Raw genomic sequence first — 24,592 nt, 5'->3', positions numbered from 1 at the left:
GGGTCAGGCCTTTACGGTTTCCAAAACAGAGACGTAATTGGCCACAGCCGAGCCGCCCATGTTAAAGATCAGGCCCAGTTTTGCGCCCTGTTTCTGGATGCCGCCTGCCTGGCCTGTAAGCTGGCGATAAGACAGCGCGTGCATGGATACGCCGGTTGCGCCAACAGGGTGGCCTTTGGCTTTCAGCCCGCCTGACAGGTTCACGGGCAGTGCGCCGTCCGCATAGACCGTGCCATCGGCGATGGCCTCTGCGCCTTTGCCTTGGTCGGTCAGGCCCATGGCTTCGTAGGTCAGCAGTTCGGCAATGGTGAAACAGTCGTGGACCTCGGCGAAGTCCATGTCTTTTACGGTGGTGCCTGACTGGTCAAATGCCATGTTGAACGCCCGTGCGGGGCCTTCAAATTTCAGGAAGTCGCGGGATGACATGGGCAATGTGTCGCTGACGTGAACGGCGGCGCGAAAGCCTGCAACTTTGGAAAAATTCACGGCGTTTTCGGCGGTGGTCATCACAATTGCGGCTGCGCCATCGGTCACAAGCGAACAGTCGGTCAGGCGCAAAGGCGGCGCGATTTCGGGGTTGCGGTTGGTGATCTGGCTGCACTCTTCAAAGGTGAACGGTTTTTGCATTTGTGCCAGCGGGTTGTTCATGGCGTTCATGTGGTTCTTGGAAGCAATATGCGCCATGGCGTCCAGCGGGTTGGAATAACGGCTGGAATAGTCTTTGGCGGCGATGGCAAAGACCTGCGGAAAGCTAAGCGCGGCTTCGGCTGGGTCGTTTTGATAGCCTGCACCCGCAAGGGCTGTGGTGATATCGGCTGTGGGGCGGTGGGTCATTTTTTCAACGCCGACCACCAGCACGGTTTTTGCTTTGCCCGCCTGAATTGCGTTCATGCCTGCGTGAATGGCCGCTGACCCTGATGCACAGGCGTTTTCGGCGCGCATGGCGGGTTTGAAGCGGAATTCGGGGAAGGCTTGCAGGATCAGGGATGATGCAAAGCCGTCACTGACCATGCCAGAATTGAAATGCCCCAGAAACAGCGCGTCGATGTCGGCGGGATCAAGGCCGGATTCGTCGATTGCTTCGCGGGTGGCTTGGATGATCAGGTCTTCGAGATTTTGGTCGAGACGGCCGAATTTGGTGTGGCCGCTGCCAACGATACAGATGTCTTGTGTCATGGTTTTCTCCTCATTTGGCGGGACTATGGCAAGTTGGCTGCGTGCTGTCACTGGCAAAAAGGGCGGTATTTTTGATGTGCCGCATGGTTACGAACTGTGTCTGAATTGTTGCAGCGCTGCCTTTGCGGCCCCTAACAAAAAGGCTTGGTCGCTTCCGATGACAAACAGGTTTGCGCCTGCGGATTGCCATTTTTGGCTGTCGGCGGGGTTGCCAAGGAACAGGCCTGCGGTGGTTTTTGCGGCGACCCCTGCTTTGATTGTGCGCTTGCACAGGTCGGTGATTTCGGGTGCTGTCGGGTCCGTAAGGCCAAGGGAAACCGTCAGGTCTACGGGGCCAAGCAGCAGGGCATCAACCCCGTCCACAGCCGCGATTTCGGCGGCGTTTTGCACGGCGGTGCGGTCCTCGATCTGGCAGATCAGCACGGTTTCTTCGGGGGCTTGGGCCAGATGCCCTGCGATGCCCCGTGTGCCGTAATCGGCCCCTGCGGTGGAGGGTGAAAAGCCGAGCCCGTTCGGGCCGTAGCGGGTGGCGGCGACCAAGGCGCGTGCCATGTCGGCGTCGCGCACTTGGGGGGCCATGATGCCCGCCGCGCCTGCATCCAGAACCGTGGCGATCCAGCCGCCATCGGTTGCAGGCACGCGCACCACCAGTGGCAGGTTGGCCGCGCGCGCCGCCATAGCCATTCGCGCCACATCTGCACGATCAAAGGCGGCGTGTTCGGCGTCCAGTATCACAAAGTCAAAGCCAGCGTGGCCCAGCAGTTCCACGTTGGCTGGGTCACTGGATTTCACGAAGCTGCCGACCAGAGTGGCTCTGGTCCGCAGGTGTTTGGCGAAAGTGGCGCGGATTGACATCACGCTGCCCCGTAGCCACCGCCGCCCGGCGTGACCATCATCACCTCGTCGTCGGGCTGCATTTCCTTTTTGCGGGTGTCGCTGACGGATTCCCCGTTGATTTTAAAGCTGCCAGCCGCGCCGTCAGACCCGCCGAGCAGACCCTCGGGGCCTGAAGTGAGGCGGGACGGGATGGTGTTGAGCAGCCAAGGGCGATCCGTGCGCATTTTATAGCCGATCCGTTGGCCGTCCCCGCCCGGTTGTTTGCCCGCGCCACCTGTGCCGTGTTCCAATTCCTTGCAGGTAAAGGCGATGGGGTAGGAGGCTTCGAGCACTTCGACGGGAACCGCCGAAACACCTGTGGGGTAGCAAACGGCGGAAATGCCGGGTTTTGTGGCCCGCGCGCCCATGCCGCCGGAATAGTTGAACATGGATGATGTGAAGGGTTTGCCATTCGCATCGCGGCCTTGGATTTGTACGGTCCAGACAGCGCCTGATCCTTCGGCGACCACCGCGTCAGGCACCACTTGGGCCAATGCCTTGAGGATCGGGAAGGGCACATACATGCCGACCACATGGCGGGCGTTCACGGGCGAGGGGTATTTCGCGTTGACCACACAGTCTTCGGGCAGTTTCAGTTTGATCGGCATCAGCGATCCCGCGTTATTGGGCAGATCGGGGTTCAATGTGGATCGCACCGCAAAGGTGGCATAGGCGTGGGTATAGGCGGGGACCACGTTGATGCCCATGGCGCTGGGGCCGGAGGTGCCTTCGAAGTCGATTTCGATTTCACCTTTTTCCGCGTCCACCGTTACAGCGGTTTTCAGCTCGATCACCTCGCCGCCCGGAACGTCAAATTTGGACGATCCGTGATAGGTGCCTGCGGGCAGTTTGCGGATTGCATCGCGGGTGGCGCTTTCGGATTTGGTGATGATGGCTTCGGACAGTTCGGAAATATCATCCAGTTTATAGCGGTCACACAGGGCGTTCAGCCGTTCTGATGCGATCATGCCCGAAGACACTTGCGCCCCCAGATCCCCCATCAGCGCATCGGGCGTGCGCACGTTGCGTTTGATGATCTGGAACAGGGTCTCGTTCGGGCGGCCTTCTTCATAAAGCTTCATTGTGGGGATCCACAGGCCCTCTTCGTGGATGTCGCGTGCGCCTGACCCGATGCCATAGCCGCCGATATCCGAATGGTGGATGGTGGACCCCGCATAGGCGATGATGCGGCCGTTGCGGAAAATCGGCGACAGGACGGTGATGTCAAAGAAGTGGCCCGCAGACATCCAAGGATCATTGGTGATCAGCACATCGCCGGGTTTCAGGCTGGCGGGATCATAGTCTTTCAACAGGTTACGCGCGGCGGCGGCCAGTGAGTTGATGTGTCCGGGCGTGCCTGTGACGGCTTGGGCCACCATGCGGGCCTGTTCGTCAAACAACCCGTTGGCCAGATCGCCCGCTTCACGCACGATGGGGCTAAAGGCGATGCGTTGCAGGGCGCGGGCCTGTTCACTGACGATGCCGACCATATTGCTCCAGAGGATTTGCAGTTCTACGCCGTCCATCATTTCTCTCCCGATTTTTCTGCAACGAGGCTTCCGCTCTCGTGGTAAGTGACTGTCCAGCCGTCCAGAACGAAGATGGTGGTTTCTCGTTCTTCGATAATGACCGGGCCTTTAATGCTGTCGTTTGCGGTGATTGCGTCCCGTGCCCAGACAGGGACGTCTTGGGCCACGCCGCGAATGTGGACGGGGCGGGATTTGCCGGGTTTGGCAGGGGTGTCTGCGGCGGATTTGCGCGCGCTGCGGTCTGGTTGGATGCCAGATGCGGTGACCAGCCAGTTGACGGTTTCGATTTTCATCCCGTCCAGTTTAAGCCCGTATTGGCGCAGGTATTCTGCTTCGAACAGGGCTGTGATTGCGGCGCTGTCGTGGGTTTCGCGCGGGTCATGATCCAGCGTGATGCGGACTTCGGATTGTTGGCCGAGGTAGCGCATTTCAAGGGCGAAGGCGAAGTGGAAGTCGGTTTCGCGGATGCCTGCCTCGGACAGGGCCTCGGCGCCTTCGGCGGTCATGGTGTTCAGCAGGGTGTCAACCGCATCCCAGTCGAGGGTTTCCAGCGGGGTGACATGGCTGCGCACCAGATCAATTTGCGCAGGTGTGACCAATGTGCCGAATGCCGACAGAACAGAGGCTAGCGGGGGGTAGATTACCTTGGTGCTGGAGGTCAGTTCGGCCACCATACAGGCGTGCACCGGACCCGCGCCGCCAAAGGCCAAGAGCGGCATACCGCGGTAATCAATGCCCCGTTCGGTGGCATGGGTGCGGGTTGCGGCGGCCATTTGTTCGCAGACAACTTCAAACACGCCCCAAGCGGCTTGGTGGCGGGGCAGGGACAGCGCGTCGCCAAGGCGGTCAAAGGCGGCTTGGGATGCAGACAGGTCCAGCGCCATATCACCGCCAAGGAAATTGTCGGCGTCCAGCACACCCAGCACCAGATCGGCGTCGGTGACACAAGGGTCGGTGCCGCCGCGCCCGTAACAGGCGGGGCCGGGCATGGACCCTGCACTTTCAGGGCCGATTTTCAGCAGACCCAGATCATCAACCGATGCGATAGACCCGCCGCCCGCGCCGATTTCGATCATGTCGATGGACGGCACGGTGATGGGCATTCCGGAACCGGGTTTAAAGCGGTAGCGGCGGTCTACTTCGAAGGTGCCAGTGACAAGGGGTTCGTGGTTTTGCACAAGGCAGGCCTTGGCGGTGGTGCCGCCCATATCAAAGGAAATCAGGTCGGGGATGTCAAAAATCCTGCTGAAATAGCAGGCGACCAATGCGCCTGCGGCGGGGCCGCTTTCGATCATGCGCACGGGCATGGTGCTGGCCCGTTCCGCGCCGATCACGCCGCCGTTGGACAGCATGATCAGGGGCTGTTGGTTAAAGCCGCGGGTTTTCAGTTCTGCGATCAGCGCGGTCAGATAGGGGCGGGTGATCGGCACGGTATAGGCGTTGATCGCCACGGTAGAGGCCCGCAGGTATTCGCGCATTTGGGGTGCGATGATCGACGACAGCGACACATAGATGTCAGGGGCTTCTTCGGCAAAGACGCGGCGGACCTCCTCTTCGTTTGCGCCATTGCGGTAGGAGTTGAGGAAACACACAGCCACGGAAACGATGCCTTTTTCACGGCACTGGCGGATCACATCGCGCACGGCGTCTGCGTCAATAGGGGTGCCAACAGAGCCGTCTGCGAAAGTGCGTTCTTTCAGGGTGAAGGTGCGTTCGGACGGGATCAGCGGTTCGGCGAATTCGATCTGCGGGTCGTACATATCGTAGCGGTGCTCTTCGCGGATATAGAGAACATCGCGGAAACCTTCGGTCAGGATCAGGGCCACAGGGGGGCCTTTGCGTTCGATCAATGCGTTGGTGACAACGGTGGTGGCGTGGACAACCACATCGTCTACGTCTTTTGCTGTCAGGCCAGCGCGGCCCAGCACCAGATCGACGCCTGTAAAGAACCCGTCGAGCAGATTGTCGTGGGTTGTCAGGGTTTTATCCACATAGCTTTCCCCGTCCGAAGACAGAAGGACTGCATCGGTAAAGGTTCCGCCAATGTCAATTGCAAGAGAATGTCGGGTCATACGGGATACTCCAGATAGCCTAAATTGTTTGATACTTCGCGCGCGGCATTCAGCGCGGCGGTTACGATTGTGGTGTCAGGGGTGGGTTCGATGTGCTGGACGGAACCGACCACTGTGATGGTGGCGATAAAGCGGCCTTCATTATCGAAAACCGGGGCTGCAACGGCGTTGACGCCGGGCAGGATTTCTTGCGGTGCGACGGCCCAGCCTTTGGCGCGGGTCTGGGCGATTTCTGCGATCAATGCGTCGCGGTCTATGCCTGCCAGACTGGGATCATTGTCTGCCAGCATCTGGTTGAAACGGGCCAGCAGGCTGGTGCTGCCCCATGCCAAAGCCACCTTGCCCTGTGCCGAGGAATGCAGCGGCAGCAAAGCCCCCGGTCGGGTGACGATCTGAACGGGGGTTTCCACGCGCACAATGTCAATCACTCGCATGCCGTTGTGTTCGGGGATCGACAGTGTGACGGTTTGTTGCAGCGTGTCGCGCAAGGCGGCCATGATCGGGCGGGCCACAACTGTAAGCTGGGTGCCATCGGCAATGGCCTGTCCCAGATGGAACAGTTTCAGGGTCAAAAGATAGCGTTCGGTGGCGGGGTCCTGACGCACATAGCCCAGTTGCACCAGCGTTTGCAGATAGCGGTGGGTGCGGGCGCGGGGCATCCCCAGATTGGCGGCAATATCGGTGACGCGGGAGGGTTCGGTGTGTTTCGCCATTTCTTCGAGCACGGCAAAAGCGGCCACAGTGGATTGGTTGGTGCGATTTGAATCGGTGGTGGGGGGCATCAGTTTCCGCCTAATAGGGTCGGCAAGCCGAGGGTGAGAATTGGGACGAAAGCCACCAGCAACAGAACCAGCAGGCACAGGCCGATCATTGGCAGGATGGCCAGCGCGACTTTTTCCAGTGGTTCTTTACTGATGGCAGCGACGATGAACAGGCACAGGCCTACGGGCGGGGTGATCATGCCGATCATCAGGTTCAGCACCACCATGACGCCGAATTGCACGGGGTCGATGTGCAGCAGGGGGAAGACCTCGTTCAGGATCGGCATGGCAAGCACTAGCGCGGCGAGCGGTTCCAGAAACAGGCCGAGCAGCAGCAACACTATGTTTAGCAGCAGGATCAGGATCCACGGTTGGTCACTGACTTCGCGCATTCCGCTGGCAATGGCGCGGGGGATGTTTTCAATGCCCAGAATGAAAGAGGTCATAGAGGCAACGGCCACAATCAGCATCACCCCCGCGGTCATGGTTGCGGTTTCGTAAAAAGCGTTGGCGATTTTTGACGGAGTCAGGGTGCGGTACAGGAACAGGCCGATCAGCAGGGCGTACAATGCGGCGACGGCTGCGGCCTCGGTCGGTGTGAAAATGCCGCTGCGGATGCCGCCAACGATGATGACGGGCAACATCAAAGCGGGCAGGGCGCGGACGGTCAGGCCAAGGCGTTCGGTTTTGGCAACGGGGTCGGGCATCGGGTGGTCTTCGACCCGTGCGCGCCACAGTGTATAAAGGATCAGCAGTCCGCACAGGGTAAAGGCGGGGACGATGCCAGCCAGAAACAGGCTGGAAATCGAAGTGCTGGTCAGCACGCCGTAGAGGATCAGCGCAAGGGATGGTGGCACCAGCGGGCCAAGGATAGACCCCGCAGCGGTGAGTGCAGCGGCGTATTCGGCGCGGTATCCATCGCGGCGCATGGCGGGGATCATTACCGAGCCGATGGCAGAGGCTTCGGCGGTGGCGGCCCCCGATACGCCTGAAAACATCATGGAGGCCAGCACGTTGACCATGGCCAACCCGCCTTTGACGCGGCCCACCAGCATTTGAGCAAAGCGCACGATCTGGCGGGTCAGATCGGCGGAATTCATCAGGTTGCCTGCAAGGATAAAAAACGGGATGGTCAGCAGCACAAAGTTGTCGATGCCTGCGATCATCTTTTGGGGAAAGCCGATCATCAGCTGCCATTGGTCATTGACCAGCAGATAGGCAACCGAGGCGAGGCCGAGCGAGAAGGCAACCGGAACGCCGATGACCAGAAAGACGATAAAGGCGAGAAGATAAAGGATCATGGGGCCACCGAAGGGTCTGTGTGCGTGAGCACTTGGGCCAGGGTTTGACCTGTGGGAATGGCGCGCAGGCACATCAGGATGTCACCGATCAGGCGCAGGCCGACCAGTGCCATGCCAAGGGGCAGCGCCACATAGACCCAATAGATCACGGGGGCATCCGGGGCGGCGTCGCCGAACAGGTCTTCAAGGATGAAGCGCAGGGCGGGGATTTTGGAATTGCCTGCCAGATCGGCGAATTTCAGGCCGTACCAGACCAAAAGCCCGCAAAGTGCCAAAGATAACAAAGCGCAGATTGCGCCGAGTACCAGCGCGGGGATGCGGGGCAGGGTGAGCGAGAGAAAGCTGAGGGCGGCGACTTCTCCCCGTTCATAGGCAAGCGCGATGCCAAGGAAGGACAGCCAGATCAGCATGTAGCGGCACATTTCCTCGGCCCAGAGCAGGGAGGAGTTGAAGCCGTAGCGCATGACGATCTGGGTGGTCATCAGCACCAGAAGCGCGGCGATCAGGGTGATCAGCAGCCAGCGGATGGCGGCGCGCAGGGCGGTCTGGGCAGGCATGAGAAAGGTCATTCCCCGAATCCCTTTTGTGGCGGAGGTTATTTAATATGGCGGGTCTGGATAGGGTCGGCTGGCCCGCAGGTGTTTTGGGCCAGCCCGCGTTTTAGGTGAAGTCTGCTTCCTGATAGTCGGTCAGATGCAGATAATCGGGCCGTGCAGGGGCAAAGACATCAAGGTTCACGGCGGTTTCATCGCCCAATGCTTCGCCGCAGTGGACAACATCGGGGGGGATGCGGACAACCTCGCCCGCGCCGACCTCGATCACTTCGTCGCCGATTTCAAAGCGCACGCGCCCTGACAGGATATAGGCGAGCTGTTCGAACGGGTGGGAATGGGGTTTCTTTTCCATGCCCGGTTCCAGCCAGTTCATTACCATGATGGCCCCGTCGCCCCGAAAGGCAGTGCGCGATACGCCGGGGCGCACATCTTCGCGGGGCAGTTCGGTCCAGCGGTAGACGTTGGTTGTCATCGGATCAGTTCCCCGCGCGAAAGGCGTCGGTGATCTTGGCGACCAGCGGTTCTTTGGCTGTCCATGTTTCGACCACGGGGGCGGTTTTACCCTGCATGGTTTCCAGATCGGACAGATCGGTGATGGTGACGCCGTGGTCTTTCAGAAAGGCGGTTGTGTCGGCTTCCTGACTGGCGGCAAGGGCATAAGCCTCGGCGGTGGTTTCACGGCCTGCGGCATCTACGGCGGCTTTTTGATCGTCGCTGAGGCTGTCATAGACCGCGCCTGACAGCATGATCACACCCGGCCAGAAGTAGTGGCCTGTCAGGGTGACGTTTTGGGCCGCGTCATACAGGCTTTCGGATTGAACCGAGGACAGGTTGATTTCAACCGCGTCGATTGTGCCGGTTTCCAGTGCGGAATAGACTTCGCCGTAGGCCATGCCGATGGGGTTCACGCCGATGGCTTCCCATGTGGCCTTGTGCAGCGGAATTGGCACGATACGGGTTTTCAGGCCTGCGAAATCGGCGGTGGAGCCGACGGGGGTTTTGGCGAGGAAGTGGCGCAGGCCAGCTTCGACGAAGCCGACACCTTTGATGGATTTTTCATCCAGCGTGGCCAGCAGTTCATCGCCCAGATCGGATGTCAGCACGCCTGACATCTGGTCGTAGCTGGACACCACAAACGGCAGTTGCAGCGCGTCAAAGCCGCCGGTTCCCAGCACCAGAGGCAGGGTGGCGGATGACACCAGCGCGCCGTTTATCAGGCCGATTTGCAGACCTTCGAGCAGTTGTTTGTCATCGCCAAGCTGGCGGTCGCCGTAAACTTCGACCTTGACCGCGCCATTGGTTTTTTCGGCGACTTTATCGGCAAAGATTTGCAGGCCGTCCTGAAAAATATGTTTGGACGAGGCGGCGTGCCCCATCTTGATTGTCACGTCCTGTGCCACTGCGGACAGGGGCAATGCGCAAGCCAAAGCCGCTGTAATAATAAAATGCTTCATCGTAGTCCTCCCATGGTGTTTCGATAAGCGAAACAAGCTATACGATAGTGAGACAGATTCGATTTTCTGTCAAGACGCAGGAGACCGGACGCAGAAAAGCCGCCTTTTCGGGGGCGGCTGGATCGGTTTAGGGTGGGGAAAATTATAAGCCTGTCAGCAAGTTAGGGCAGACAGGGCCGTGTCCCTGCGGGCGCGGTGGCTGGCAAGGAAAACGGGGGGTATTTAAAAGTGTGGAAATTTTTTTCTGGCGAGTCGGTTTGATTCAGCCGTGGATGCAGAGGAAATACCCCTGCATCCTTGCGTTGAGTGGCCTTGTGGCCTGTGAATTTAGGCGGGACGCGTGGCTGAGAAGCGCAGGGACAGGCAGGACATGCCGCCGTCCAGTTTGGCGCATTCACGGTTGTCCACTTGCACAATGTTAAAGCCTGCTTTGTCCAGCATTTCGGCGGTGCGTGGAAACCCTGCGGGGCAGATGACGTATTGGTTAAAGCGGATGCTGTTGGCGGCGGCCTCTTCGCCCTCGGCTGTGTGCAGAACGCGGTAGCCTTCAAAGCAGCCGGATGCGTCCAGCCGTTTGGTGGACAGGATGGTTTCCCCGTCCAGCAGGGAGCAATCGGTTTTGAAATGCAGCACGCCTTCGGGGGTGAACACCTCGCGCAGGGAATGGCCCCAGTCGGCGACGATTTCGCGCAGTTCAGCGACACCTGCGGCATCGGTGCGATCGGATCGGCCCACAAGGATTTCGCGCCCTGTGACCAGAATATCGCCACCTTCCACGTGGCCGTTCCCGCTGATCTGGCGCACATCGTCGTAAACACTGCGCAGGGCGGGTTCCATTTCGCCGACTTCACCCATGCGCGAAGGGGCACCCGGGCGCATCAGGATCGCGCCTTTGGGCAGGCAGAGCGCGGTGTCCTCGACAAAGACGCCATCGGGGAAGGCGTCCAGCGGGGGCAGTTCGATCACGGTTGCGCCGGTTTCTTTCAGAGTGGCAACGTAATGGGCGTGGGCGGCCAGCATTTTATCCAGATCAGGGGTGCCGACATCCTGCGCGCGCAACCCGTCGATGATGCTGGGGGCCGGGCGGCGGGTGATGGCGTGGGAGAATTCAAAGGTCGGGTCGGTCATGCGGTTTCCATCTGTAAAGCGTGGGCGTGTTGGATGATGCGGTCACAGGCGCTGTCAAAGGCGGTGTCATCGACGGTCAGGGCAACGCGCACCCAATTTGTAAGGGATGCGCCAAAGGATGCGCCCGGCATCACCGCAACGCCGCCGTGTTCCAGCAGGTGCAGCGCGTATTCTGCGCCGTTCATGCCTGTGGCCGACACATTTATCAGCGCGAACATGCCAGCGTCTGGTTGATGGACGGTCAGCGCGGTGTCTGTTGTCAGACGTTTTTCCAGATGTTGGGCGCGTTTGGCAAAGCGTTGGCACATGCCGCGCGCCACGGGGGAACCATCGCGGATGGCCTGTTCGGTCATATCGGCGATGAAGGGCTGGTTGCCGAACAGCATGGTTTCGGCCAGCGGCAACAGCGCGGTGGTAAAGGCTTGTGGGCCGATGCACCAACCGCTGCGAAACCCCGGGGCGGCGTGGGATTTGGAGATGGACGAGGCCACAATCACGCGGTCTGCCAGTTCGGGCAGGGACAGGGGGGAGGTAAAGGGTTTGCCGTCAAAAATCAGGTCTTCGTAGACTTCGTCAGAGATGATCCACAGATCATGTTTGATCGCCAGTGCGCCGATGGCTTTGATGTCATCTGCGGTCAGGATTGACCCTGTTGGATTGTGCGGCGTGTTCAGGAAAATCACGCGGGACTGGGGGGTGATGCGGCTTTCGATGTCGCTTGCCTGCATGCGGAACCCGTGTTCGGGGCGTAGGGGAACGGGGACCATTTTGGCACCCGTGGCGCGGATCACGCCTTCATAGGTGGCATACATCGGGTCGCCGACCAGAACCTCGTCGCCCGATTGCACAAGGCCGGTCATCACCGCATAAAGCGATGTTTGGGTGCCCGGAAAACACATCACCTGATCGGGGGTGATGGGGCGTCCGTTGCGTTGGGAGTAGCGTTCGGCCAAGGCCGCGCGCAGGCCCGGTTCGCCTTCGCCGCTGGAATAGCCTGTGCGGTGGCGGGCCAATGCGTCGATGGCGGCAGTCACCAAGGTTTCGGGGGTTGGCACATCGGGCTCGCCGATGGTCAGTTCGATGATGTCACGGCCCTGCCGCCCCAAAGCGCGGGCTTTGTTGTGGATTTCCCACTTTGCGCCGCCAAGGCCTGCAAGCCGTTCTGTTATCGCTGCAAATTTCATAGCTGACCTTTCGGTGTCTGTGTGTGAGTCGGGGTCGAAGTAAGGGTCTGGTCCAACAGGGGCAGCCCAATGATCGCGCCAACGGATTTCAGCCCGATTTGCGCCAGTTCATCTGTGTCAAAGGTTTCCGGCAATGCGCCGCCTTCCATCCACAGCCCGTCAATCACCGCGTTACATGCGATGGCCATCTGGCGCAGGTCTTTGGGGCAGGGCGGCGTATGGGGGGCGGATTCTAACAGGGCGTCCCTGATCAGGATTTCAAGACGGTTGCGGAAATCATAATAGGTTTGCTGGTGCATCTGGCGCATGGCCGCATCGGTGCGGATGCTGCTGATAAAACTGGCCCATAGTGTGACAGATCGTGTGTCCATCACCGGAGAGGTCAGGCCTGCCGTGATAAAGGTCACCAGCCGTGATGTGGCAGAAATGCCGTCTTGCGCTGCGGGGGCGGCGGTCAGTTCGGTCATCTGGTTCATATGGCGTTCATAGGCGGCGCTGATCAGCTCTTCTTTGGTTGAGAAATAATGCCGGATCAGGCCTTGGGTCACGTCGGCGCGTTTGGCGATTGCCCGCACGGTGGCCCCCGCCACGCCCTGTTCCGAAATCAGCGCAAGGGCGGACTCGATCAGCGCGTCTTTACGCTGGGTCGCGGGCTCTCTTTTGAATTTGGGGCGCGGGTCGGTCAATGGGGGGCTCTGGATTCGGGTAATTATACGCTTGCATAATTACTTTAATCTGGCATTACTACAAGTCAGGAATTAAGGGGACAAGCAATGAGCTTGGATGTGAACCTCAAGGATGATGCGGAACAAGGCGTGCCGGATGAAGCCATCCGGATCACTGATCTGCACAAATCCTTTGGGACACTGGAAGTCCTGAAAGGGGTTTCTTTGACGGCCCGTAAAGGGGATGTCGTTGCCATCATCGGGGGCAGCGGATCGGGGAAATCCACCTTGTTGCGCTGCATCAACTTTCTGGAAACGCCAACATCGGGCCAGATCACCGTGGGCGGCGAAGAGGTTCTGATGCGCCCTGACGGATCGCCTGCAAACCGCCGCCAGTTGGAACGTATCCGCACCAAGCTGGCTATGGTGTTTCAGGCGTTTAATCTGTGGACCCACCGCACATTGCTGGAAAACGTGATCGAGGTTCCGGTGCATGTTCTGAAAACCCCCAAAGCCGAGGCTATTGAGAAAGCCAAGGTTTTGCTGGATCGTGTGGGTCTGGGCGATAAGGCGGATACGTTTCCGTCCTATCTGTCAGGGGGCCAGCAACAGCGCGCTGCGATTGCGCGGGCTTTGGCGGTTGATCCCAATGTGATGTTGTTTGACGAACCCACCAGCGCACTGGACCCAGAACTGGTCGGCGAGGTGTTGACCGTGATCCGCGATCTGGCCGCCGAGGGGCGCACCATGTTGTTGGTGACACATGAAATGAAATTCGCCCGCGAAGTGGCGACCCATATCATCTATCTGTTCGAGGGACGGATTGAAGAACAAGGCCCTCCGGCTGATGTTTTTGGCAATCCGAAATCCCCCCGACTACAGCAGTTTTTAAAAACCGTAGGCTGGTAAAAACCAGCCAATCCAAAAGGGAGACTACCATGACTATCAAAACACTTATGACTGCGGCCTTTACCGCAGCGGTTCTGGGCGCTGGCGCTGTGGCGGCTGATCCGGTGAAAATCGGCATTGCCGCCGAACCCTATCCTCCGTTTGCATCTGTGGATGCGGCGGGCACATGGAACGGCTGGGAGGTGGACATCATCAACGCGGTCTGTGCGGCTGAAAAGATGGATTGTGTCATTACGCCTGTGGCGTGGGACGGGATCATTCCATCCCTGACAGCAGGCACCATTGATGCGATCATGGCGTCTATGTCGATCACCGAAGAGCGTCAGAAAACCATTGATTTCAGCGATGCCTATTACGACACGCCAACCGTGATCGTTGCGGATAAGTCGTCTGACATTGAGCCGAATGCGGCGTCTTTGAAGGGCAAAATCATCGGGGTTCAGGCGTCGACTGTGCACCAAGCCTATGTGAATGCGCACTTTAGCGATGCGGGCGAAATCCGCGTGTATCAAACACAGGACGAAGCCAATCAGGATCTGGTTGCGGGCCGTATTGATGCCACACAGGCAGACAGCATTGCGATGGCAGATTTTGTCGGCTCGGATGGCGGGGCCTGTTGTGAAATCAAAGGCTCGGTACCGGATGACACGGCGATCCTGGGTCTGGGTGTTGGCGCTGGTGTGCGTAAAGGCGACGATGCGCTGCGTGAACAGTTGAACGCGGGGATCAAGACGATTCTGGACAATGGCACCCACGCCGAGATCACGGCTAAATACTTCAAAACCAGCATCTATAAGAAATAAGACGCGGGTTTGGACGCTTTGATACAGTCGCTCGGTCTGACCGCGAGCTTTGAATTGTTGTCGCTCAGCCCTCCGGGGTGGGGCGGCAACCTTTTGCGCGGGCTGATCAATTCCTTACAGATCGCCTTTGGGGCCTTTGGTCTGGGGTTGCTGATCGGGCTGTTCGGAGCGTACGGCAAATTATATGGCGGGGTGGTCGTGCGCGACCTTCTCGCCATTTATACGACTGTTATACGGGCGGTGCCGGAATTGGTGCTGATCCTGATTCTTTATTATGTGGGGACCGATCTGATCAATCAGGCGTCCCAGTTTATGGGCTACGGGCGGGTTGAAATCAGCGGCGTGGTGGCGGGGATTTGGGTGTTGGGCATCGTCCAAGGGGCCTATTCCACCGAGGTTCTACGCGGTGCGATCCAAGCGGTGCCCAAAGGCCAGATCGAGGCGGCGCGGTCCTACGGGATGCCGGCCTTTATGGTGATGCGGCGGGTCACGATCCCTGCGATGATGTCTTTTGCGGTGCCGGGACTGGCCAATCTGTGGCTGATCGCCACCAAAGACACGGCCCTGCTGGCGATTGTCGGCTTTAGCGAGTTGACGCTTGAAACCAAACAGGCCGCCGCCAGCACGCGGGCCTATTTCACCTTTTTCCTAGCGGCTGCGGCGCTTTATATGATTGTGACCCTGCTGTCAGGGGTGGTGTTTGCGCGGATTGAAAAATGGGCGCGGCGCGGGCAGCCGTCATTGCGGGCGGGGCAAAGCCGATGACCCTGCGCGATTTGTTCCAACCCCACCGCATTGTGCTGATGGCGTTGTTTGTGGCTTTTGTGATTTGGTGCGCGCTGTCGTTGCGCTGGGACTGGATACCGCAATACACGCCACTTGCGATTGAAGGCCTGTGGCGCACCGTCTGGATTTTGATCGTCACAACCATTTTGGGGTTTCTGCTGGCGATTCCGCTGGGGTTGGCGCAGGCCATCGGGCCTTGGTACCTTTCCGCCCCTGCGCGGGTGTTTTGCACGGTGATCCGTGGCACGCCGTTGCTGTTGCAAATCTGGTTGCTGTATTACGGGCTGGGGTCGCTGTTCCCGCAAATTCCGTGGATCAGGGGCAGTGATCTGTGGCCCTATCTGCGCCAAGCATGGCCTTATGCCGTGCTGGCGCTGACCCTGTCTTATGCGGGATACGAGGGCGAGGTGATGCGGGGTGCGTTTTCCAGTGTGAACAAAGGCCAGCTAGAGGCGGCGAATGCCTTTGGGATGCCCCGTTTCACCATGTTCCGCCGTGTCTGGTTGCCCCAAGCGATCCGCAATGTGCTGCCCACGCTGGGCGGAGAGACAATTTTGCAGCTGAAGGCCACGCCTTTGGTGGCGACGATTACAGTGGTGGAAATCTATTCGGTGTCGTCGCGGGTGCGATCGGACATGCTGATCGTCTATGAACCGCTGCTGTTGCTGGCGCTGTTCTATCTGATTATCGCGGGTGTTATCACCCTGCTATTCCGCCGCTTTGAAAACGCCGGACCTGCTGCGCGTTAGGGGGTTGGGCTAAGGCGCAAAAATTATCCCGTCCATCAGTTTACGGGCCGTGCGCAAAACCTCGGTGCGGGTGATTTCGCCGTTTTCCAAGTGCCCGATCACCGTCATTTCGCCGCTGGGGTGTTCAATACTCAGGGTCTGGACCGCCCCGTCAGACCGCGCTGCCAGATCATAGGCCACGGTGCCTTTGGTCAGGCAGGCGGTGGCCACGCTGACCGCCCCCAAGACGCCGATGGTTTTGTGACAGCGGTGGGGGATAAAGCTGCGGGTGGATATGGCGCCGCCTGCGCGGGGGGCGCTGATCAGGGTCAGTTTGGGGACAGATTTTTCTGTCACATCGCCCAAGTTCATCAGCGGCCCTGCCAGCAGGCGGATGGATTCAAGGCAGGTTTTCAACGGTTGGTTTGCGTCCAGCTCGGACGGGGATTCCTGCCCTGTGAGGCCCAGATCGGCGGCGCGGATCACCACGCAGGGCATGCCGTTGTCGATTAAGGTGACGGGTGTGCCGTTGATTGTGTCGGTGGTGTTTGCTGTGGGGAACAACGCGCCGCAGCTTGATCCCGCGGTATCGCGAAACGCCAGCGGGATCGGGGCGGCGGTGTTTGGCACGCCGTCGATTTGCGCGGTGCCTGTGTAATCCACCTTGCGGTTCGGTGTGTTGACCCGCGCGGTGGCGATCTGGCCTGTGTTTTCCATAAAGATCGTCACGGGGGTTTCGCCGTCTTGGGCTGCGACCAGACCCCGTTCAAGGGCGAAGGGGCCGATGCCCGCCAGGATATTGCCGCAGTTTTGGGCGTCCGTGACGATGGGTTGATCCACAAACACCTGCAAAAACAGATAGTCCACGTCGATGCCTGCGCGGGTTGATGGCCGAACCACCGCCACCTTTGAGGTCAGCGGATCAGCCCCGCCCATGCCGTCAATCTGGCGCGGATCAGGCGACCCCATGGCCCCCAGCAGAAAGGCATCCCGCGCGGCGGGGTCTTGGGGCAGGTCGCTTGCAAGGAAATAGCCGCCTTTTGACGTGCCGCCCCGCATCCACATGACCCGCACGCCATCAGACATATTTCAGGCCCTTTTCCGCCAGCCTGCCGCGCATGTCATAGATATCCAGCCCCAATTCGCCACTGGCAAGGCGCAGGCGTTTGGCTTCTTCGGCGTCCAGACGGGTTTGGGCCTTGGTCATGACTGTTTCAGCCGTGTCGCGTGGCACCACGCAGACGCCGTCATCATCGGCGACGATCACATCGCCCGCTTGCACCATTGCGCCTGCGCAGACGATGGGGACATTCACCGCGCCGATGGTTTCTTTGACGGTGCCTTGGGCGGAAACGGCGGTGGACCAGACGTGAAATCCCATCTGGCGCAGATCGCGGGTGTCGCGCACGCCGGCATCAATAATCAGTGCTGAACAGCCCCGCGCCATGGCCGAGGTGGCCAGAAGATCGCCGAAATAGCCCATGTCACAAGGTGAAGTCGGGGCCAGCACAAGGATATCGCCCGCTTGTAATTGTTCGATCGCCACATGGATCATCCAGTTGTCACCCGGCGGGGCCGAGATGGTGACGGCAGACCCCGCAATTGCCATATCCTGCTGGATGGGCCGCATGTTGGCCGCCATCAACCCGCTGCGGCCTTGGGATTCATGCACTGTGGCCACACCCGCCGCGCCAAGCCGTGCGATCAGGGCGGGGTCGGTCCGTTTGATGTTTTGAATGACGCTGCTCATGATTTGGCCTGTGTGGGCGGGGTGCCGTGGGTGTGGAAGGTGTCGATGGTTTTTAGCCCCCAAGCCTGACCTTTCTTGCGGTCGGTTTCGGTCCAGCAGACCGGTTCCCAATCGGGCGCAAGGATCAGGCGCGCGCCAGCGTTGGCCAGTTCCACGCGGTTGCCAGCGGGTTCCCAGACATACAGAAAAAACGTGCCTTGTATGGCGTGTTTATGGGGGCCTGTTTCGATGTGGACGCCGTTTTCAAGGAAAATATCGGCGGCGCGCAGGATGTCTTCGCGCTGGTCGGTGGCATAGGTGACGTGGTGCAGGCGGGCATCGGCGTCGCCGTGTTCCTCGGTGCAGGCCAGATCGTAGGTTTTGTTGTTTACGGTGAACCAGCAGCCGCCGATCCGTCCGTTGTCCAGTTGGATATATTCGGTGACGCGGCTGCCCAGACAGGTTTGCATAAAGTCGCGAAAGACGCTGACGTCGCTGGCCAACAGGTTCAAATGGTCAATCCGGCGGGGGGCCGCGCCTGTATAACGGCTGGCGAGGTTTTTCAGCGCGGGGGTGTCATCGGGGGCAGGGGTGTAGCGGTTGGTGTCCCAGTAGATTTCAAAAATATGGCCGAACGGGTCTTCAAAGCGAAAGGCGCGGCCGTGGCCTTGATCGCCGTCCACCCAGCCGTGGGTTTTATAGCCGCTCTGTTCAATGACTTTGACGCGGCGGGCCAAAGCATCAGGGCTGGCGACGCGATACCCGATGTGGCCGACCCCTGTGGTGTGGTGGCGGGTCAGTTTCAGGGAGTGGTATTCATAATCCTCCCACGCCCGCAAATAGGCGCTGGTGTCGTCTTGGCCCGACAGTTTCAGCCCGTATACATCGGTAAAGAATGCAAGGCTGTCTTCAAAGCGGTCGGTGTAGATTTCTACATGGCCGAGATGTGCGATGTCGTGACAATTTTCCATATTGTTCCCCCAATTCTGCTTAAAGTTCGTCAACGGTGCGCGGAAAGACCGACTGGAAGCCTTCGGCGTATTGTGCCGCCCGTCCGCCTGACATGCCGCCCGAGTTGCGGCGGAAGTGGTTGCCGCGGTTTTGGGCCACATTTGTATAGTAGTCCCACAGATGTTGCTGGCCTTCCATGCATTCAATGGCGGCGCGTTTGTTATCCCAGACTTCGGTGATGTCGAGGAAGGTATCGGGTTTCCAGCCCATTTGTTCGGTTTGATGGGGTTCAAACAGATATAACTGCGGCGCGCCGAGCACTTTTTCACCGGGGTTATGGCCCCAGGCTTGGGCGATCATGCGGCAGGTCAGGGCAAAGTCTGTGGTGCGCATATGGTCGGTGTTATATGGGTCGTATTGCGAGTGGCTCATCATAAACGACGGCTGCACGGCGCGGATGATATCCACCACGCGGTCTTGGGACTCGCGGCCCAGATCCAGCGGGTAATCCCCTAGGTCCAGAAACTGAATATCATGCACGTTCAGGGCTTTGGCGGCGTTTTCAGCCTCGGTGCGGCGGATGGATTTTACTTGGTCTAGGGTTTTACCCTCTTTCCACAGACGGGCGGATTCGCCCCGTTCGCCGTAAGACAGGCAGGCGACGGTGACCTGATAGCCCAGTTTTTGATGCAGGGCGATGGCACCGCCGCAGCGCCACACAAAATCTGCCGCATGGGCAGAAATAATCAGGGCTGTTTTTTGGTCCGACATGGGGATTTCCTTAGCTCAAACAGGTTGGGCGCAGGATGACGGGTCGGCTTTCGGATTGCCATTTCAATCCCAGAGTCGCAGTATTGGATTTGGGTATAGGAGGGGGAGAAAGATGATTGTTCAGGGGGGGCAAATGAACCTGCGCCATTTGCGGGCCTTTGTAGAGGTGTGCAACCATGGTGGCATTTCTGCGGCATCAGGGGCGGTGCATTTATCCCAGCCTGCGATCACCCAAGCCATTGCCAAACTGGAGGAAGGCTTTGGCCTGCCGCTGTTTACCCGCAGCAGCAAGGGGATGTTTGCCACCGCTGCGGCCAAGATTTTGCTGCACCGGGCGCAGCGGGCCTTTGATATGTTAAAGAGTGCCGCGCCCAAGGTTCCGGCCAGCGGGCAGAGCTGCGCGGCGGGGGCCTATGTGGATTTGCTGACCAGCACACAATTGCGCGCGCTGATTGCGGTGGCGGCTTATGGCAATTTTTCGGTGGCAGCGCGGGTCAACGGAGTGTCGCAGCCGTCTTTGTACCGCACGGCAAAAAGCCTTGAGGCTTTGGCGGGGCAGAGTTTCTATATCAAATCCAGTAAAGGTATTGATCTGTCGCCTGCGGCGTTGATTTTGGTGCGGGCCGCGCGGTTGGCCTTTGCCGAGTTGGATCAGGCGATCACCGATATTGCCCATTCCAAAGGGGAAACCACCGGTATTTTGCGTCTGGGCAGTTTGCCTTTGTCCCGTGGGACGATCTTGCCGCCTGCGCTGAACCGGCTGGCGCAAATCTATCCGCGTTTGAATGTGCAGGTCAGTGACGGGTCGTATGACGAGATGTTGCACGGGCTGCGTCACGGGGAAATTGATTTGTTGCTGGGCGCGTTGCGCGATCCGGCACCTGCCCCTGATGTGATTCAGGAACCGCTGTTTGAGGATCATCTGGGGGTGTTTTGCGGCCCCAACCATCCGCTGGTCGGCCAGCCTGTACCCGGTCGGGCTGAACTGGCGGGGTATTCTTGGGTGGTGACGCGGGGGGGCAGCCCGACGCGGGCCCATTTTGACAGGTTTTTCGCCGATCTGGACCTGTCTGATCCGCAGGGCGCGCGCAGGGGGGCGATACTGGAATCAAATGCACTTATTTTGATCCGCGAGTTGTTGCAGGGCAGTGAACGGCTGGCGATGATTTCGGCGAATCAACTGCGTTCAGAGGTGGCGATTGGCGGGTTGCACCAACTGCCGATTGTGCTGAATGACAAGCCGCGCCCGATTGGAATGACCTATCGCGCCGATTGGCAGCCAACCAAAACCCAATCGGAACTGCTGTGCATTTTGCGTGAAACAGCGGTTGCGATGGGCTGAGGATTTTGATCTATACCCAAAACGAATACAGTTATCATCCATCGAATTTACCCGAGATTTAGCGTAGTGCTACGATGGACCACTTAGACATTCCCAGGGAGGATACCATGAACCGGTTTATCAAAACCTCAATGACGGCTTTGGCCTTTGCCAGTGCTGCAACTTTTGCCCAAGCCCAAGAGGTCACGATCCGTGTGCACCACTTTATGTCGGCGAAAGCGCCGCTGCATGCCAATTTTCTGGTGCCTTTTGCGGAACGTGTGGCCAAGGCCAGTGACGGGCGGATCAAGATTGTACCTTATGACAGCATGTCTTTGGGCGGGCGTCCAAGCGATTTGTATGACCAAGCGGCCGATGGCGCTGTTGAAGCTGTGCTGACATTGCCGGGGTATACATCGGGCCGGTTCAACCGTTCCGAAGTATTCGAGCTGCCGTTTATCATGCAGAATTCTGTGGCCACGTCGCAGGCCTATTACGATCTGATCGAAAGCGATCTGCAAGACGGAGAGCTGGCAGATACTAAAATCCTGACCGCTTGGGTACACGGCCCGGGGGTGATCCATTCCGAAGAGCCGATCACCAAGCTGGAAGATCTGGCTGGCAAAGAGATGCGCGGCCCGACCCGTTTGGTGACCGATCTGTTGGGTGAACTGGGCGCGACCCCTGTGGGCATGCCTTTGCCAAAGATCCCCGAGAACCTGTCAAAAGGTGTGATCAGCGGCGCGGTTGTGCCGTGGGAAGTAACCCCGTCGATCAAGCTGGCGGAACTGGTGAACAACCACACTGAACTGGGCGGCGATCGTGCACTTTACACAGCGGTGTTTGTTCTGGCGATGAACTGGGATGTCTATGAAGGTATGCCAGACGATCTGCGTGCTATTCTGGATGCGGAGACAGGCAAAGGTCTGTCTAAATTCGCAGGCGAAGTGATGCGCGATGCGGATGCGTTTGGGCGTTCCAAAGCTGAAGGCAACAACATCATTCAACTGGACGAAGCCGAAGTGGGCCGTTGGATCGACGCGGCCCAACCTGTGTACGACCGCTGGATTGCCCGTGCGTCTGACGAAGGTTTTGACGGTGCGGCTGCGATTGAACAGGCCAAAGGTCTGATCGCAGCAAACCAATAAGCTAACCCGTATGCGGCCCCCAAGCGCGGGGCCGCATACCTTTTGACCGGATTTTTCCCATGACAGTTTTTGAACGCACAGAACGCGGGGTGACAAAGCTCGCCGCTGGATTGGCCTTGCTTGGCGGCATGGGTCTGATCTTTGCGACACTTGTGACCTGCACCAGTATCCTGCTGAAACTGGCAGGGCGCTTGATTGGCAATACCGGTGAAAACCTGACCTGGCTGCGCCCGATCCTTGGCGAAGAGGAACTGGTGACCTACGGTGTAGGCTTCGCGCTGTTTGCAGCCCTGCCATGGGTGATGATCCAGCGCGGCCATATCAAGATCGACGTGTTCGAGCCCAGCTTCGGAGTGCGGTTCAACAAGGTTCTCGACCTGATCGGGGACGCCTTGCTGGCAGCACTGGCCTATCTGATCCTGACCCGCCAGTGGTTCTTGTTGTTTTCCAAGGCGCGCGGATCAAAAGAGTCTCTTGGCTCGCTTCTTCTACAGGGTGATTTTGAGCAGGTGGCGGATCGGATGCGCACCAGTCAGGAATCGCAAATCCTGGGCCTGCCCCTGTGGCCCACCTATATCGTCGCGGAAATCTGCGTGGCGGTGTTTCTGATTGTAGCCCTGTTTTGCGTGTGGCGGCGCGTCAGAGCGTTGTTCCCCGCGCAAACTCTGGAAGTGTAAGCCATGCAAGAATTGATATCCCAATCTTTCACGCCGTTTCAAATCGGTCTGTATAGTTTTCCGGTTCTGCTGATCCTGATCGGCCTGCGTATTCCACTGGCGGCGGCCATGTTTGTGGTCGGCTTGGTCGGCACCTATCTGGTGGCTGGCAATATGCGGATGATGGACAGCCAGTTGAAAACATTCACCTATGGCACGCTGACCAACTATTCCCTTTCGATTATTCCCCTGTTCCTGCTGATGAGCGAATTCGCCACGCGGGGCGGCATGTCTTCGTCCCTGTTCAAAGCGGCCGAGGCGTGGCTGGGCCATTATCGTGGCGGGCTGGCGATGGCGGCGATTGGCGCTTCGGCAGGGTTCGGGGCGGTCTGTGGGTCATCTTTGGCGACGGCGTCGTCCATGGGGCGTGTGGCCCTGCCAGAGCTGGACCGTGCGGGGTATAGCGGGGCTTTGGCCACAGGCGCATTGGCGGCGGGCGGCACCCTTGGCATTTTGATCCCGCCTTCGGTTGTGCTGGTGGTCTATGCCATCCTTGCCGAGGAAAACATTGAAAAACTGTTCACCGCTGCGCTGGTTCCGGGGATTCTGGCGATGCTGGGCTATATGCTGACCGTGTCGATCTATACCCGTCTGGTGCCCGGCAGTGGCAACAGCCTGCCACGGATGCCTTATGGCGCGCGGTTCCGCACCCTGTTCGCGGTCTGGCCGGTTGTGGTGATTTTTGGTCTGGTGATCGGTGGCATTTATACAGGCGCGTTTTCCCCCACCGCTGCTGCGGCTGTGGGCGTGGCAGGCACAGCGGTTGTGGCCATGTCAAAACGCGCCCTGTCGTGGGACGTGCTCAAAGACGCGCTGCTGTCTACGGCGAAAACCTCGGCGATGATTTTCTTCATTATCCTTGCGGCGGGTGTGTTCAATTCCTTTCTGTCTTCGGCGCAGGTGCCCCAGACCCTTGCCAATGTGTTCCTAGAAGCCAACGTCAGCCCGTGGCTGATCCTGATCGGCATGTTGGTGCTGTATCTGGTGCTGGGCACGGTGATGGATTCACTTGCGATGATCTTTCTAACAGTCCCGATTTTTGTGCCGATCGTGACGCAACTGGATTTCGGCATTCCTGCATCAGAGGTGGGCATCTGGTTCGGTATTCTGGTGCTGATGTCGGCTGAAATCGGTCTGATCACGCCGCCTGTGGGGATGAACCTGTTTGTCATCAACGCCATGTCGAAAAACGTCAGCATCCGCGAAACTTATCGCGGGTCGCTGCCCTTTGTGACCTCTGATATCGTGCGGATCGCCTTTCTGGTGGCCTTCCCGTCGATTACTATGGTGCTGGTCCGTCTGTTCTACTGACAGGGGTGAGGGTTAAATTTGTGGGCGCGGTCGGGAAACCCCCTGCCGCGCCCACTGCCGTTTACGGGGTGCAGTGCCTGCGCCTGACGGCACAAAAAGGGCCGCAATAAAGGGGTAAACCACACTCCTATATAGGGGCCTATACGCAGACCCGCGCTGCAAGATCCTAAAGCGGGTGTTTTTCAGACTTAAAAAGCAGCCCTGAGGATGCCGCATAAGCGGCCTTGGCGGGGCTGTTCGGGGAACAGTGACCTGTTGCGGGTTCGGGGCTTTGGCGGGCCTGTGGGGGGGGCGGAACGGTTCGCTGGCCTGTAGGGCAGGTATAACTCGATAGGAAGGGCTGGGGTGGATGGCGGTTCGGGGCGATTGGCGGGGTATCGGATCATGAGAGTGGAAAAGCCGCGTGTCATCCGGTTTTGGATGTTCTGACCGCCCGCTTCCTACTTTTCTGGCGACTCGCTCGTTTTGATTCCCTTGGTTTCGCAATTTTGAAAAGTTTTTGGGTCATTTCGACAGTTTTTTGGGAATCGGAGCGCGCGCGCGTTGTATTTTCGCGCGAGTCGTTTGTGAGTCGGGGGTGACTCGTGAGTTGATTTTGGTTGAAACGGTGTTTTTGGGTGTGTTGGGGGGTATTTTGGGTTGGTTTGGGCGGTTGGGAAATAGAAAGTTTTGGGATTATGTCCTTTAAAATAAGGGGTTTTGAAAATGAATGTAACAAA

General features: G+C 58.8%; 24 protein-coding genes. 8 read left to right on the top strand and 16 right to left on the bottom strand.

The genetic code is table 11. The features are described 5' to 3' along the window. Window positions 1–3: 3 nt before the first annotated feature. From GGE09_RS19405 to GGE09_RS19350, 12 genes are all read right to left on the bottom strand, one after another. Window positions 4–1,176: a thiolase domain-containing protein gene (locus GGE09_RS19405; RefSeq protein ID WP_309747847.1), complete on the bottom strand. Its 1,173-nt coding sequence runs from the start codon at window positions 1,174–1,176 to the stop codon at window positions 4–6. 87 nt (window positions 1,177–1,263) lie between these two features. Beyond that, complete coding sequence (locus tag GGE09_RS19400; RefSeq protein WP_309747846.1) at window positions 1,264–2,031, bottom strand: aldolase/citrate lyase family protein; 768 nt, start codon at window positions 2,029–2,031, stop codon at window positions 1,264–1,266. Then, window positions 2,031–3,581 (bottom strand): hydantoinase B/oxoprolinase family protein, encoded by a 1,551-nt coding sequence (locus GGE09_RS19395; RefSeq protein WP_309747845.1) that lies wholly within the window; start codon window positions 3,579–3,581, stop codon window positions 2,031–2,033. Before GGE09_RS19395 ends, GGE09_RS19400 begins: the two co-directional genes overlap by 1 nt. Next, the gene (locus tag GGE09_RS19390; protein ID WP_309747844.1) at window positions 3,578–5,653 is read right to left on the bottom strand and encodes a hydantoinase/oxoprolinase family protein; all 2,076 of its coding nucleotides are present in this window, start codon (window positions 5,651–5,653) and stop codon (window positions 3,578–3,580) included. The genes GGE09_RS19395 and GGE09_RS19390 overlap by 4 nt, the downstream gene beginning before the upstream one ends. After that, entirely contained in the window at window positions 5,650–6,435 is a 786-nt protein-coding gene (locus tag GGE09_RS19385) for an IclR family transcriptional regulator (protein ID WP_309747843.1), read from the bottom strand. Before GGE09_RS19385 ends, GGE09_RS19390 begins: the two co-directional genes overlap by 4 nt. Next, complete coding sequence (locus GGE09_RS19380; RefSeq protein WP_309747842.1) at window positions 6,435–7,715, bottom strand: TRAP transporter large permease; 1,281 nt, start codon at window positions 7,713–7,715, stop codon at window positions 6,435–6,437. The genes GGE09_RS19385 and GGE09_RS19380 overlap by 1 nt, the downstream gene beginning before the upstream one ends. Then, the gene (locus GGE09_RS19375; protein ID WP_309747841.1) at window positions 7,712–8,284 is read right to left on the bottom strand and encodes a TRAP transporter small permease subunit; all 573 of its coding nucleotides are present in this window, start codon (window positions 8,282–8,284) and stop codon (window positions 7,712–7,714) included. Before GGE09_RS19375 ends, GGE09_RS19380 begins: the two co-directional genes overlap by 4 nt. A 91-nt stretch (window positions 8,285–8,375) precedes the next feature. Beyond that, on the bottom strand, window positions 8,376–8,741 hold the full coding sequence (locus tag GGE09_RS19370) for a cupin domain-containing protein (protein ID WP_309747840.1): 366 nt from the start codon (window positions 8,739–8,741) through the stop codon (window positions 8,376–8,378). Window positions 8,742–8,745: 4 nt separating this feature from the next. After that, the gene (locus GGE09_RS19365; RefSeq protein WP_309747839.1) at window positions 8,746–9,723 is read right to left on the bottom strand and encodes a TRAP transporter substrate-binding protein; all 978 of its coding nucleotides are present in this window, start codon (window positions 9,721–9,723) and stop codon (window positions 8,746–8,748) included. A 327-nt stretch (window positions 9,724–10,050) separates the two neighbouring features. Further along, a complete protein-coding gene (locus tag GGE09_RS19360) occupies window positions 10,051–10,851 on the bottom strand; it encodes an arginine deiminase family protein (protein WP_309747838.1) in 801 nt (266 codons plus the stop codon). Beyond that, a complete protein-coding gene (locus tag GGE09_RS19355; RefSeq protein WP_309747837.1) occupies window positions 10,848–12,035 on the bottom strand; it encodes a pyridoxal phosphate-dependent aminotransferase in 1,188 nt (395 codons plus the stop codon). The genes GGE09_RS19360 and GGE09_RS19355 overlap by 4 nt, the downstream gene beginning before the upstream one ends. After that, complete coding sequence (locus tag GGE09_RS19350) at window positions 12,032–12,721, bottom strand: TetR family transcriptional regulator C-terminal domain-containing protein (protein WP_309747836.1); 690 nt, start codon at window positions 12,719–12,721, stop codon at window positions 12,032–12,034. Before GGE09_RS19350 ends, GGE09_RS19355 begins: the two co-directional genes overlap by 4 nt. An 87-nt stretch (window positions 12,722–12,808) precedes the next feature. Between GGE09_RS19350 and GGE09_RS19345 the strand changes: the two genes are divergently transcribed. The 4 genes from GGE09_RS19345 to GGE09_RS19330 are packed head-to-tail and all read left to right on the top strand — an operon-like array spanning window position 12,809 to window position 15,947. Next, window positions 12,809–13,609, top strand: coding sequence for an ATP-binding cassette domain-containing protein (locus GGE09_RS19345; protein ID WP_309747835.1), 801 nt, complete (start codon window positions 12,809–12,811; stop codon window positions 13,607–13,609). A gap of 29 nt (window positions 13,610–13,638) precedes the next feature. Next, window positions 13,639–14,412, top strand: a complete 774-nt coding sequence (locus GGE09_RS19340; RefSeq protein WP_309747834.1) for a transporter substrate-binding domain-containing protein — start codon at window positions 13,639–13,641, stop codon at window positions 14,410–14,412. Window positions 14,413–14,421: 9 nt separating this feature from the next. Further along, the gene (locus GGE09_RS19335; RefSeq protein ID WP_309747833.1) at window positions 14,422–15,177 is read left to right on the top strand and encodes an ABC transporter permease subunit; all 756 of its coding nucleotides are present in this window, start codon (window positions 14,422–14,424) and stop codon (window positions 15,175–15,177) included. Then, a complete protein-coding gene (locus GGE09_RS19330; protein ID WP_405048571.1) occupies window positions 15,129–15,947 on the top strand; it encodes an ABC transporter permease in 819 nt (272 codons plus the stop codon). Before GGE09_RS19335 ends, GGE09_RS19330 begins: the two co-directional genes overlap by 49 nt. A 9-nt stretch (window positions 15,948–15,956) precedes the next feature. On the opposite strand, the gene GGE09_RS19325 is transcribed toward GGE09_RS19330, so the two are convergent. The 4 genes from GGE09_RS19325 to GGE09_RS19310 are packed head-to-tail and all read right to left on the bottom strand — an operon-like array spanning window position 15,957 to window position 19,377. Further along, window positions 15,957–17,012 (bottom strand): 4-oxalomesaconate tautomerase, encoded by a 1,056-nt coding sequence (locus GGE09_RS19325; RefSeq protein ID WP_309747832.1) that lies wholly within the window; start codon window positions 17,010–17,012, stop codon window positions 15,957–15,959. Continuing rightward, window positions 17,005–17,676: a 4-carboxy-4-hydroxy-2-oxoadipate aldolase/oxaloacetate decarboxylase gene (locus GGE09_RS19320; RefSeq protein WP_309747831.1), complete on the bottom strand. Its 672-nt coding sequence runs from the start codon at window positions 17,674–17,676 to the stop codon at window positions 17,005–17,007. Before GGE09_RS19320 ends, GGE09_RS19325 begins: the two co-directional genes overlap by 8 nt. Beyond that, on the bottom strand, window positions 17,673–18,626 hold the full coding sequence (locus GGE09_RS19315) for a VOC family protein (protein WP_309747830.1): 954 nt from the start codon (window positions 18,624–18,626) through the stop codon (window positions 17,673–17,675). Before GGE09_RS19315 ends, GGE09_RS19320 begins: the two co-directional genes overlap by 4 nt. A 19-nt stretch (window positions 18,627–18,645) precedes the next feature. Then, a complete protein-coding gene (locus tag GGE09_RS19310) occupies window positions 18,646–19,377 on the bottom strand; it encodes a PIG-L deacetylase family protein (protein ID WP_309747829.1) in 732 nt (243 codons plus the stop codon). Window positions 19,378–19,489: 112 nt separating this feature from the next. Between GGE09_RS19310 and GGE09_RS19305 the strand changes: the two genes are divergently transcribed. From GGE09_RS19305 to GGE09_RS19290, 4 genes are all read left to right on the top strand, one after another. Beyond that, on the top strand, window positions 19,490–20,719 hold the full coding sequence (locus GGE09_RS19305) for a LysR family transcriptional regulator (RefSeq protein ID WP_309747828.1): 1,230 nt from the start codon (window positions 19,490–19,492) through the stop codon (window positions 20,717–20,719). A 107-nt stretch (window positions 20,720–20,826) separates the two neighbouring features. Beyond that, the gene (locus GGE09_RS19300) at window positions 20,827–21,846 is read left to right on the top strand and encodes a TRAP transporter substrate-binding protein (protein ID WP_309747827.1); all 1,020 of its coding nucleotides are present in this window, start codon (window positions 20,827–20,829) and stop codon (window positions 21,844–21,846) included. Window positions 21,847–21,905: 59 nt separating this feature from the next. Further along, window positions 21,906–22,523: a TRAP transporter small permease subunit gene (locus GGE09_RS19295; protein ID WP_309747826.1), complete on the top strand. Its 618-nt coding sequence runs from the start codon at window positions 21,906–21,908 to the stop codon at window positions 22,521–22,523. Between the two features lie 3 nt (window positions 22,524–22,526). Next, complete coding sequence (locus GGE09_RS19290) at window positions 22,527–23,873, top strand: TRAP transporter large permease (RefSeq protein WP_309747825.1); 1,347 nt, start codon at window positions 22,527–22,529, stop codon at window positions 23,871–23,873. Window positions 23,874–24,592: the final 719 nt, after the last annotated feature.

Source organism: Roseobacter sp. N2S (assembly GCF_031454055.1).
GTDB lineage: Bacteria > Pseudomonadota > Alphaproteobacteria > Rhodobacterales > Rhodobacteraceae > Amylibacter.
Note: the sequence above shows the minus strand (reverse complement) of the source record. Positions and strands in the feature narration are given on the sequence as shown.

Excerpts from the sequence above, each read along its gene's own strand:
- GGE09_RS19365 (WP_309747839.1), bottom strand. The coding sequence starts at position 9,723 with ATGAAGCATTTTATTATTACAGCGGCTTTGGCTTGCGCATTGCCCCTG.
- GGE09_RS19330 (WP_405048571.1), top strand. The coding sequence starts at position 15,129 with ATGGGCGCGGCGCGGGCAGCCGTCATTGCGGGCGGGGCAAAGCCGATG.
- GGE09_RS19300 (WP_309747827.1), top strand. The coding sequence starts at position 20,827 with ATGAACCGGTTTATCAAAACCTCAATGACGGCTTTGGCCTTTGCCAGT.
- GGE09_RS19405 (WP_309747847.1), bottom strand. The coding sequence starts at position 1,176 with ATGACACAAGACATCTGTATCGTTGGCAGCGGCCACACCAAATTCGGC.
- GGE09_RS19380 (WP_309747842.1), bottom strand. The coding sequence starts at position 7,715 with ATGATCCTTTATCTTCTCGCCTTTATCGTCTTTCTGGTCATCGGCGTT.
- GGE09_RS19310 (WP_309747829.1), bottom strand. The coding sequence starts at position 19,377 with ATGTCGGACCAAAAAACAGCCCTGATTATTTCTGCCCATGCGGCAGAT.
- GGE09_RS19385 (WP_309747843.1), bottom strand. The coding sequence starts at position 6,435 with ATGCCCCCCACCACCGATTCAAATCGCACCAACCAATCCACTGTGGCC.
- GGE09_RS19295 (WP_309747826.1), top strand. The coding sequence starts at position 21,906 with ATGACAGTTTTTGAACGCACAGAACGCGGGGTGACAAAGCTCGCCGCT.
- GGE09_RS19325 (WP_309747832.1), bottom strand. The coding sequence starts at position 17,012 with ATGTCTGATGGCGTGCGGGTCATGTGGATGCGGGGCGGCACGTCAAAA.
- GGE09_RS19315 (WP_309747830.1), bottom strand. The coding sequence starts at position 18,626 with ATGGAAAATTGTCACGACATCGCACATCTCGGCCATGTAGAAATCTAC.
- GGE09_RS19390 (WP_309747844.1), bottom strand. The coding sequence starts at position 5,653 with ATGACCCGACATTCTCTTGCAATTGACATTGGCGGAACCTTTACCGAT.
- GGE09_RS19305 (WP_309747828.1), top strand. The coding sequence starts at position 19,490 with ATGATTGTTCAGGGGGGGCAAATGAACCTGCGCCATTTGCGGGCCTTT.
- GGE09_RS19290 (WP_309747825.1), top strand. The coding sequence starts at position 22,527 with ATGCAAGAATTGATATCCCAATCTTTCACGCCGTTTCAAATCGGTCTG.
- GGE09_RS19355 (WP_309747837.1), bottom strand. The coding sequence starts at position 12,035 with ATGAAATTTGCAGCGATAACAGAACGGCTTGCAGGCCTTGGCGGCGCA.
- GGE09_RS19360 (WP_309747838.1), bottom strand. The coding sequence starts at position 10,851 with ATGACCGACCCGACCTTTGAATTCTCCCACGCCATCACCCGCCGCCCG.
- GGE09_RS19375 (WP_309747841.1), bottom strand. The coding sequence starts at position 8,284 with ATGACCTTTCTCATGCCTGCCCAGACCGCCCTGCGCGCCGCCATCCGC.
- GGE09_RS19345 (WP_309747835.1), top strand. The coding sequence starts at position 12,809 with ATGAGCTTGGATGTGAACCTCAAGGATGATGCGGAACAAGGCGTGCCG.
- GGE09_RS19395 (WP_309747845.1), bottom strand. The coding sequence starts at position 3,581 with ATGATGGACGGCGTAGAACTGCAAATCCTCTGGAGCAATATGGTCGGC.
- GGE09_RS19370 (WP_309747840.1), bottom strand. The coding sequence starts at position 8,741 with ATGACAACCAACGTCTACCGCTGGACCGAACTGCCCCGCGAAGATGTG.
- GGE09_RS19320 (WP_309747831.1), bottom strand. The coding sequence starts at position 17,676 with ATGAGCAGCGTCATTCAAAACATCAAACGGACCGACCCCGCCCTGATC.
- GGE09_RS19400 (WP_309747846.1), bottom strand. The coding sequence starts at position 2,031 with ATGTCAATCCGCGCCACTTTCGCCAAACACCTGCGGACCAGAGCCACT.
- GGE09_RS19340 (WP_309747834.1), top strand. The coding sequence starts at position 13,639 with ATGACTATCAAAACACTTATGACTGCGGCCTTTACCGCAGCGGTTCTG.